Origin of the sequence: Pseudomonas sp. SM4 (assembly GCF_051913165.1) — a bacterium.
In the GTDB taxonomy this organism is placed as follows: Bacteria; Pseudomonadota; Gammaproteobacteria; order Pseudomonadales; family Pseudomonadaceae; genus Aquipseudomonas.
In genome coordinates, this window is sequence record NZ_JBODOE010000002.1 from 52,426 (window position 1) to 61,766 (window position 9,341).

The window sequence follows — 9,341 nt, forward strand, 5'->3', positions numbered from 1 at the left end:
CACGCTGCGATCTTTTGATGTTGTTTTAAGGTCAAGATCAAAAGATCGCAGCCTGCGGCAGCTCCTACATGGGTATTGCGCAGTGACGAAGGATTGATATTTGTCCGCCAATAACGGCCGGGTGCATACCTGTAGGAGCTGCGGCACGCTGCGATCTTTTGATGTTGTTTTAAGGTCAAGATCAAAAGATCGCAGCCTGCGGCAGCTCCTACATGGGTATTAGAGGACGCCGTACTCGCGCGCCGTGCGATCCACGGCAATCCGTGTTTTGTCGATCAACTCATCCAACTCCGTGCGTGTGGCAATCAACGCCGGCGCCATGATCATCCGCCCCAACGTCGAGCGAATGATCAAACCCTCCTCAAAGCCAATCGTACGGCAGCGCCAGGCAATATCATTTTCATTGGCAAAACGCTTGCGACTGGCCTTGTCCTCGGCAAACTGCAACGCCGCCACCAACCCCACACCCTGAATCTCACCGACCAACGGGTGATTACCGAACACTTCGCGCAGGCAATTCTGCAGATACGGCCCGGTATCGGCCTTCACTTGCGCAACCACGCCCTCATCGCGCAAGGCCTTGAGGTTGGCAATCGCCACCGCCGCCGCCACCGGGTGGCCGGAATAGGTCAGCCCGTGCGCAAACACACCGCCTTTTTCCACCAGCGCCTCGGCCATGCGCCGCGACAGAATCAGGCCCCCCATAGGGATGTAACCCGAGGTCAGGCCCTTGGCGATCGACAAGGTGTCGGGCTCAAAGCCGAAGGTCTGATGCGCGAACCATTCGCCGGTGCGGCCGAACCCGCCGATCACTTCGTCGGCGCACAGCAGCACATCGTATTTACGGCAGATGCGCTGAATCTCCGGCCAGTACGTCGCCGGCGGAATGATCATGCCACCTGCACCCTGAAACGGTTCGGCGACAAACGCGGCAACCTTGTCCGCGCCCAACTCAAGAATCTTGTCTTCCAGTTGCCGCGCCGCTTGCAGGCCGAACGCCTCCGGGCTGAGGTTGCCTTCGTGGGCAAACCAGTACGGCTCGTCGATGTGCGCCACATCCGGGATAGTGCCGCCCATTTCGTGCATGAATTTCATGCCGCCCAGCGCCGTCGCCGCGAGGGTCGAGCCGTGGTAGCCGTTCCAGCGGCCGATCATGATTTTCTTCTCGGGCTTGCCCATCACCTGCCAGAACTTGCGCACCGTGCGGATCAGCACTTCGTTGGCTTCAGAGCCGGAGTTGGTGTAAATCGCGTGGCTGTAGTGCTTGGGCAGCAGGCTGAACAGCAACTCCGACAGCTCGATCACCGCCGGATGGGTGGTGTGGAAAAACATGTTGTAGTAGGGCAGTTGTTCCAACTGCGCGGTCGCGGCGGCGGCGAGATCCTTGCGGCCATAGCCGAGATTGGTACACCACAGCCCGGACATGCCGTCCAGATAACGATTGCCGTCGTTGTCCCACAGTGCCAGACGATCACCGCTGACCATTACCCGCGGGCCTTCCTCGTTGAGAGCCTTCTGATCGACGAACGCGTGGATGTGGTGGGCAGCGTCAGCGGCTTGATAATCGCGGGTAGTGCGGGTCGAATCGACTTCGGCGGACATGGCGGATCTCCGGGACATTGAGCGAGTGAGTGCAACGCTGCACGGGTAAAGTTTTGCCACCTTAAAATATTTTTGTAAAGAAAATATTTGTCGGTGAAAAAATATCTCCGTAGGCTGAGCGCCATTGGCAAGGATCATCAGAGGCAACATGAGCGGACTCAGAGAGCGGCAGAAAGAGCAGCGCAGGGAAGTTATCGCCGCAGCGGCGCTCGAGTTGTTCAAGCGCAACGGCTTCGCGGCCACCACGCTGGAACAGATCGCCGCACAGGCCGGCGTTTCCGCCCCGACCGTGGTGAATTACTTCGGCGGCAAGCAGGAGATTTTGCTGGCGTTGCTCAAACAACCCGACGAACAAGCCATGCGCGAGGCGCGGGCGAATCTCGACGATGACAGCGATCCGCTGGAAGCGTTGTGCACGTTTGAAGGGCTGATGACCGATTACCAGCTACAAGCGATGCCGGCCTCGCTGTGGCGGGAACTGGCACCGTTTCTACTGACCGGCGAACTGGCCGAAGCGATGAGTCCATGGAACGCGGCGGTGATTGAAGAGACCAAGGCGCTGCTTCTGCATTTCCAGCAGGCCGGCAAAGTGCGCGAATCGATTGATCTCGACGTCGTGGCGACGCTGTTCAACCAGTACGCGAACATGGCGTTCATTCGTCTGGCGACACAGGAAACCCCGGACAGAGTTGCGCATGCCTTGCACATGCGCGGGGTTTTTAACCTGCTCTGCAACGGCATGCTCAAGCGCTAACACGAAAATCCGTGGCGAGGGCTTCAGTGCCACTGGATTCCGTGTTGTGCATGGCAGTGGAATGCCACTGCATCAGAATCGCCACGTCACGCCACCACCAACAATATGCAGCGCGCTGTTGGGATAACTCCCTGACAGCGACTGGCCATTGCGCTTGGTTTGCTGCACGTCCATGTCGCCCAGCCAGACCAGCGTGTAATTGAGGTTGATGTCAGTGTCTTCGGCCAGTTTGTAGCTCAGCCCGGTCGCCAGCCGCCAGGTCTCGTTCATGGGGTTGTCGACGGTGCGATCCTTATCCTTGACGGCGGAGCTGTCGTAACCCACGCCCATGTTCCAGCGCAGTTTCGGACTGATCTGGTTTTGCGCCCCGATCGACAGGTGCCAGGTGTCCTGATACTTACGGTCGACCGAACGAGAGACATCACCTGCGGCTGAGTCTACCGATACGCCGATGTCGGCAAAGTCGCTCCAGTCCTGCCAGTTCACCGAACTCAGTAACGTCCATTGTTCGTTCAATTGATGGGCAATGCTCAGGGTCGCGGTCTGCGGGATGTTCATGTCGATTTCCAGCTCGTCAACGTCCAGCCGCGACAGCGCCAGATTGAGCAGCGGATTGCGAATGCCATGAACGGAAGGTGAGTCCTTGAATTCCAGTTTGACTTTACTGGTATAGGCCAGGCCGACGGTGGTGCGCTCATTCAACTGATAGCGCAGGCCGAGATTGATCCCGGTGCCGATGTCGGTGTCCTTGTACTGCAACTTGCCATCTTCCTGAAACGGCGTGCCCGGCAGGAAGGCGTTATTGTCGATGGCCATTTTTGTGTAGTAGTAGCCGTAGACCAGGCGCGGGCCAATGCCCATCGACAGGTCATCGGTGATCTTGTAGGCAAAGGTCGGTTGCATCGAAATGCCGATCAGCGACGATTCCTGGCTGAAGTAACGGCCGGCCCAGTCATCGTCGTACTTCACACTCAGACCGAAGTTGCCATACATGCCGAAACCAATGCTGGCACGGTCATTGATTTCGTGGCTGATAAAGAAACTGGTGCCCGGCAGGATCGGCAGTGGATTGCCGCCCTCGTTGCCGGAGAAGTCATTGTCGCTGTCGCGATCAAAGCCCAGACCACCGAGCACGGCCTGACCGGTCAGCGAAACTTGCGTGCCCTTGAGCGTGGCAATCCCGGCCGGGTTACTCATCAGCACGCTGGGGTCGGTGGCCAGCGCGGCCGATCCGGCATTGGCCAGTCCTGCGCCTTCCTGGCCCGCTTCATACAGATCGATACCGCCCGCCAGCGCCTGACCGGTACTGCCCGCCAACGCAAGAATGATCAGGGAGTGCGTGGTTTTCATCCGGTACTTCCTTATAAATGGACCTGCATCAGTTTTAGACGTGCTTTGGCCCATGCACCAGTCAGCGCAGTCGTTTGTTCCGTGCGGCGCCTCGCAAGGTGACAAAAACCGCCGATCCCTCAGATGTGTTCTAGGCTCAGCCAACCGGTCAAAGGCTCCCTCAGGAGAATCGTTATGGAAGAAAAACCGCTGCTGGTCTTCAACAATTCCCGAGCGCTGCTGGACGTGCTGATCCGCGCGGGGCTGATCGCCACCCTGGTATTGTTTTGCTTCGACATCTTCCATCCGTTCCTCAACGTCATGCTGTGGGCGCTGATTCTGGCCATCACCCTGTATCCGTTGAATCAGACACTGGGACGCAAACTGGGCAATCGCTACGGTTGGGCGGCGGTTATTCTCGTGCTCTTCGGGCTGCTGATTCTGATGGTGCCGCTGAGCCTGCTCGGCGCCTCGGTTGCCGATTCAGTGAAGGTCGGCATGCACACGATGGAGGCGGGCCAATTCGAGATTCCGCCGCCACCGGCCAGCGTCGAGAGCTGGCCATTGATTGGCGCGCCGCTGTTCGGCATCTGGCAGCATGCCTCGCAGGATTTGAGCTGGGCCTTCAAAGAGCTGGCGCCGCACCTGAGCAACTGGGGCAAAGTGCTGCTGCACCAAGCGGCCGGTGTCGGCGCGGGGATTGTGGTGTTTGTCGTGGCCTTGATCGTTGCCGGCCTGATCATGAAAAACGGTGAGCGTGGGCACCGCACGGCCGTAGCGATCACCACACGGATTTCCGGGCCGGTACGCGGGCCGCAAATCGCCGAGCTGTGCACTTCGACCATTCGCGCCGTGGCGCAAGGCGTGGTGGGGATCGCGTTTATCCAGATGCTGCTGATCGGTGTCGCGCTGGTGATCATGGGCATTCCGGCCGCCGGCATTCTAGCGTTGATGGTGCTGCTGCTGGGCATCATGCAATTGCCGGTTCTGCTGATTACCGTGCCGGTGGTGATCTATGTTTTTGCCCAGGATGGCGTCAGTGCCAGCACCGTCATCTTTACGGTGTGGATCATTATTGCCGGGCTCTCCGACAACGTGCTCAAACCCATGCTGCTGGGGCGCGGCGTGGCGGTGCCAATGCCGGTGGTGCTGATCGGCGCACTCGGCGGCATGGTCACCAGCGGCATCATCGGCCTGTTCACCGGCCCGGTGATCCTCGCGGTGGGCTATGAACTGTTTATCGGTTGGGTCTATCAACCGGCCGATGTCACCGAGGTACTGGACGACACCCGCCGAGAAAATTTGCCGTGACACTTGTTGGCGGGCGGGAATCTGACAACCGTTCATCGCTCAACTACGCTGGCTTACGTATCCCTCTTTGACACTTGGGCGTAAGGAAACAGGCGCATGCGAAGCAGGCTGCTGGCGGTTTGGATAGTGGTGTTCGCGGCGCTCTGGAGCGGGCTCGGCTGGGCGGTCGATGACGGGGCAAAAACGGCGGGCGAAGCGGTAGAGCTGAAGGTCGCCAACCGCAGCATCATGCTGTTTCGCGCGACCATTCTGGGGGAAGCACCGGCCTCGCGGGTCAAACGGGCAAAAATGGTCATCAGCGAGGCGCTGGATGAAGATGCGGCGCTGAACATCACCACCGACGCGATCCAGAACAGTTATATGGTGCTGATCGGCGACAAGCGTGCCTTCATCGTCGCACCCAACGACATCGACAGCCTCGAATACTCTTCGGTGCAACAAGCCGCTGAAGGCGCAGCGGAGAAACTGCGTCAGGTGGTGACCGAAACCCGTGAAGCGCGCAACCTGCAGATGATCCTGCGCTCACTGGGGCTGGCTGCCGTGGCCACGCTGGTTTACCTCGTGTTGCTGTGGTGCCTGGCGTATCTGCGCCGCAAGTTGCTGGCCAAACTCCCCGCGCTGATGGATCGCCACACCCAGGCGCTGAAGGTCGGCCGGGTGCAACTGATCGATTCCAACTTCCTCTATCCGCTGGTCAGCCGCTTGCTGCTGTTGCTGCGCTGGCTGGTGATTTTGCTGCTGACCTATGAATGGCTGGGTTTTGTCCTGTCGCGCTTTCCCTATACGCGGCCGTGGGGCGAAAGCCTCAACAATTACCTGTTCGAGCTGGCCGGGTATCTGTTGCAAGGCATTGTCGGGGCGATTCCCGGACTGGGCGTGGCGCTGGCGATTTTCTTTATCGCCCGTGGTGTCACCGCGTTCACCCGGAGAATTCTGCGCCGTATGGCCACGCCGGGCACTTTCAGTTGGCTCAATCACGAAACCCTGCAACCGACCCAACGCCTGACCGCGCTGGCGATCTGGTTGTTTGCGCTGGCCATGGCTTATCCGTACTTGCCGGGAGCGGGCACAGATGCGTTCAAGGGGTTGTCGGTGTTGATCGGCCTGATGATTTCCCTCGGCGCCACCAGCGTGGTCGGGCAGGCCGCTGCCGGTTTGATCCTCACCTACACACGCACGTTACGCCCCGGCGAGTTCGTCAAAATCGGCGAATACGAAGGCACGGTCACCGAACTGGGTATGTTCACCACGCGGATTCGTACCGGTCTGGGTGAAGTGCTGACACTGCCCAATTCGATGATCACCGGCACGGTCACCAAAAACTATTCGCGCACCGTGCAGGGCCCCGGCTACGTGGTCGATACCGTGGTGACCATCGGTTACGACACACCTTGGCGCCAGGTCGAGGCGATGTTGCTGGAGGCGGCGCAACGTACGCCGGGGATTCTCGAAGACCCGCCGGCGCAGGTGTTCCAGACGGCACTCTCGGACTTCTATCCCGAGTACCGATTGGTCGCACAGGCGATCCCGAGCCAGCCGCGACCCCGTGCGGTGTTGCTGAGCATGCTCCACGCCAATATTCAGGATGTGTTCAACGAGTACGGCGTGCAAATCATGTCGCCGCACTATCTGGGCGATCCACAACAAGAGAAATGGGTACCAAGGGACAAGTGGTACACCGCGCCAGCTCAAGAACCGAAGGATCAGTGACCGCCGTTCATAGGGAGTTCGCCCCATGCAGGAATTCATCCTCCACGCCTTACGCACTGACCCGGAAATCGCCGTGTTTCTGGCGATTGCCCTGGGGGTGTTTATCGGCCGGATTCGCATCGGCAGTTTTCACCTGGGCTCGGTGGCCGGTGCGTTGCTGATGGGCTTGCTGATCGGCCAGATCGGTCTGGAAGTGCCGGCGGGGTTGAAGTCGGTGTTTTTCGTGATGTTCATCTACGCCGTCGGTTTCAAAAGTGGCCCGGAGTTTTTCGGCAGCCTCAATCGTGGCACGCTGAAACTGGTGCTGCTTTCGGTGGTGCTGTGCGCGACGGCGCTGGGGGCGATTTTGCTGATGTACTCGGTGTTCGATTTCGACGCCGGATTTACCGCCGGGCTTGGCGCGGGCGCGCTGACCGACACGGCGATCATGGGCACCGCGACCAGCGCGATCAATCAACTGACGATTGATGCCGCGGCCAAGGCTCAGCTCAATAGCCACATGGCAATCGCCTATGCCATTACCTATCTGTTCGGCACCATCGGCCTGATCGTATTTGTCGGCAGCATCGCGCCGAAATTGCTCGGGGTGAACCTGCGTGAATCAGCGCGTGAACTGGAGCTGGAACTGGGCATCGCCAAGGAAGAGGAGGCGATCACCGTGCCCTATACGCGCATTGTGGTTCGGGCGCATCAGGTCGCCAGTAACGGCCAGGCGGATGGTCAGCGCATCGTCGATTTTGAAAAGCTGCATGACTCATTGACGGTGGAACGTGTGGTGCGCGCCGGGCAGATCATCGAGCGCGATGAACACTTCGTCCTGATGGCCGGCGATGTGGTGGGCGTGTATGCCTTGCGCGATGCGGTGGGCACGCTGAGTCACTGGGTCGGACCGGAGATCGATCATCCCGAGTCCTTGTCATTCCCGACGCGCGAAGTGGACATCGTGCTGACCTCGGCGGAGTTTGCCGGCAAAACCATTCATGAAGCGAAAACCCGATTGGCCAGCGATGGGCGCCTGGGGTGCTTCGTCAACACCATCTCCCGTCAGGGCTACGAGCTGCCCTTGCTGCCCAACACGGTGTTACGCCGTGGTGACGTGCTGACGTTGACCGGGCGCACGGCCAGTGTCGAAGCCATCGCCAAGCGTCTTGGACGGATTCGCAAGAACAACTACAAAAGCGATATCGCCATGCACACGTTGGGCATGGTGCTCGGTTCACTGCTGGGGTTGTTGTCGACGCACGTCGGCATGATTCCGGTGGAGCTGGGCATCGGCGGCGGGGTGCTGGTCGCCGCATTGGTGATCGGCTGGTACAACTCCCGCCACCCGGAAATCGGCGCGTTGCCACCGGCGGCACAGTGGGCGTTTTCCGAGTTTGGCTTGACCGCATTCGGTGCCGTGGTCGGTTTGCTGGCCGGGCCAGCGGCGTTTGCCGCGATGAAGGAGCAGGGCCTGGCGTTGTTGTTGTCTGGCGCGGTGGTAACGATCTTGCCGCCATTGGTGGCGTTGTACTTCGGCCGCTACGTGCTGCGCTTGCACCCGATGATCCTGTTTGGCGCCCTGGCCGGGGCACAGACGGAAGCGGCGTCGATGAACAAGATCATCGAACAGTCGGGCAGCAACACCCCGGTGATCGGCTTCACCGTGTGCTACGCCATTTCCAACGTCTTGCTGGCTGTGTGCGGCCCGATCATCATCTTCGTCGTTGCCGGCTAAACCAAAACATTCCCACAACCCCTGTGGTGAGGGGATTTATCCCCGATGGGCTGTATGGCAGCCCCAGAACTTTTTGGCCCGGATCATCAGTGAAACCGTAGCTGGCGGATTTGCGACTGCTGCGCAGCCGATCGGGGATAAATCCCCTCGCCACAGGTTTTGCATTGGCACAGCGTTTTGTGTGCATTCGGCAGGTACTGTCCGGCGTTGTGCCGTCCCTAGGTAGGCTGCGGCCCGATCATCATCTTCGTGGTTGCCGGCTAAACCAAAGCCTCTGTGGTGAGGGGATTTATCCCCGATGGGCTGTATGGCAGCCCCAGAACCTTTTGGCCAGGTTCATCAGTTAAACCGTATCTGGAGGATTTGCGACTGCTGCGCAGCCGATCGGGGATAAATCCCCTCGCCACAGGTTTTGCATTGACACATCGTTTTGTGTGCATTCGGCAGGTACAGTCCGGCGTTGTGCCGTCTCTAAGCAGGCTGCGGCCCGATCATCATCTTCGTGGTTGTTGGCTAACCCAAGGTTTCCGCAACCCCTGTGGTGAGGGGATTTATCCCCGATGGGCTGTATGGCTGCCCCAGAACTTTTTGGCCCGGATCATCAGTGAAACCGAATCTGGCGGATTTGCGACTGCTGCGCAGCCGATCGGGGATAAATCCCCTCGCCACAGGTTTTGTATTGGCACGGCGCACTGGGGCATTCGGCAGGTAGAGTGCTGCGTTGCGCCGTCCCTAAGCAGGCTGCGGCCCGATCATCATCTTCGTGGTTGCCGGCTAACCCAAGGTTCCCACAACCCCTGTGGTGAGGGGATTTATCCCCGATGAGCTGTATGGTAACCCCGAACTTTTTGGCCCGGATCATCAGTGAAACCGTATCTCGCGGATTTGCGACTGCTGCGCAGCCGATCGGGGATAAAT

Annotated in this window: 6 protein-coding genes; 4 read left to right on the forward strand and 2 right to left on the reverse strand. The window is 59.4% G+C overall.

What is annotated here, in order from left to right:
- Window positions 1–219 precede the first annotated feature (219 nt).
- Window positions 220–1,602 carry an aspartate aminotransferase family protein gene (locus tag ACQ4MY_RS03285; RefSeq protein WP_440093704.1) on the reverse strand — a complete coding sequence of 461 codons (1,383 nt, stop codon included), beginning with the start codon at window positions 1,600–1,602 and terminating at the stop codon, window positions 220–222.
- Window positions 1,603–1,750: 148 nt separating this feature from the next.
- On the opposite strand from ACQ4MY_RS03285, the gene ACQ4MY_RS03290 reads away from it, so the two are divergent.
- Window positions 1,751–2,356 (forward strand): TetR/AcrR family transcriptional regulator, encoded by a 606-nt coding sequence (locus tag ACQ4MY_RS03290; RefSeq protein ID WP_440093706.1) that lies wholly within the window; start codon window positions 1,751–1,753, stop codon window positions 2,354–2,356.
- A gap of 72 nt (window positions 2,357–2,428) precedes the next feature.
- Here the strand turns inward: ACQ4MY_RS03290 and ACQ4MY_RS03295 are convergent, their stop codons facing one another.
- The gene (locus ACQ4MY_RS03295; protein ID WP_440093708.1) at window positions 2,429–3,706 is read right to left on the reverse strand and encodes an OmpP1/FadL family transporter; all 1,278 of its coding nucleotides are present in this window, start codon (window positions 3,704–3,706) and stop codon (window positions 2,429–2,431) included.
- 174 nt (window positions 3,707–3,880) lie between these two features.
- On the opposite strand from ACQ4MY_RS03295, the gene ACQ4MY_RS03300 reads away from it, so the two are divergent.
- The 3 genes from ACQ4MY_RS03300 (at window position 3,881) to aspT (ending at window position 8,423) form a co-directional block, all read left to right on the forward strand.
- The gene (locus tag ACQ4MY_RS03300) at window positions 3,881–4,996 is read left to right on the forward strand and encodes an AI-2E family transporter (RefSeq protein ID WP_008082718.1); all 1,116 of its coding nucleotides are present in this window, start codon (window positions 3,881–3,883) and stop codon (window positions 4,994–4,996) included.
- 96 nt (window positions 4,997–5,092) lie between these two features.
- A complete protein-coding gene (locus ACQ4MY_RS03305; protein WP_008082716.1) occupies window positions 5,093–6,706 on the forward strand; it encodes a mechanosensitive ion channel family protein in 1,614 nt (537 codons plus the stop codon).
- A 25-nt stretch (window positions 6,707–6,731) separates the two neighbouring features.
- On the forward strand, window positions 6,732–8,423 hold the full coding sequence (gene aspT, locus ACQ4MY_RS03310) for an aspartate-alanine antiporter (protein WP_008082714.1): 1,692 nt from the start codon (window positions 6,732–6,734) through the stop codon (window positions 8,421–8,423).
- Window positions 8,424–9,341: the final 918 nt, after the last annotated feature.

What these genes read in the sequence shown, in the direction of transcription:
- ACQ4MY_RS03300 (WP_008082718.1), top strand. Translation starts at nt 3,881, where the DNA reads ATGGAAGAAAAACCGCTGCTGGTCTTCAACAATTCCCGAGCGCTGCTG.
- ACQ4MY_RS03290 (WP_440093706.1), top strand. Translation starts at nt 1,751, where the DNA reads ATGAGCGGACTCAGAGAGCGGCAGAAAGAGCAGCGCAGGGAAGTTATC.
- aspT (WP_008082714.1), top strand. Translation starts at nt 6,732, where the DNA reads ATGCAGGAATTCATCCTCCACGCCTTACGCACTGACCCGGAAATCGCC.
- ACQ4MY_RS03305 (WP_008082716.1), top strand. Translation starts at nt 5,093, where the DNA reads ATGCGAAGCAGGCTGCTGGCGGTTTGGATAGTGGTGTTCGCGGCGCTC.
- ACQ4MY_RS03285 (WP_440093704.1), bottom strand. Translation starts at nt 1,602, where the DNA reads ATGTCCGCCGAAGTCGATTCGACCCGCACTACCCGCGATTATCAAGCC.
- ACQ4MY_RS03295 (WP_440093708.1), bottom strand. Translation starts at nt 3,706, where the DNA reads ATGAAAACCACGCACTCCCTGATCATTCTTGCGTTGGCGGGCAGTACC.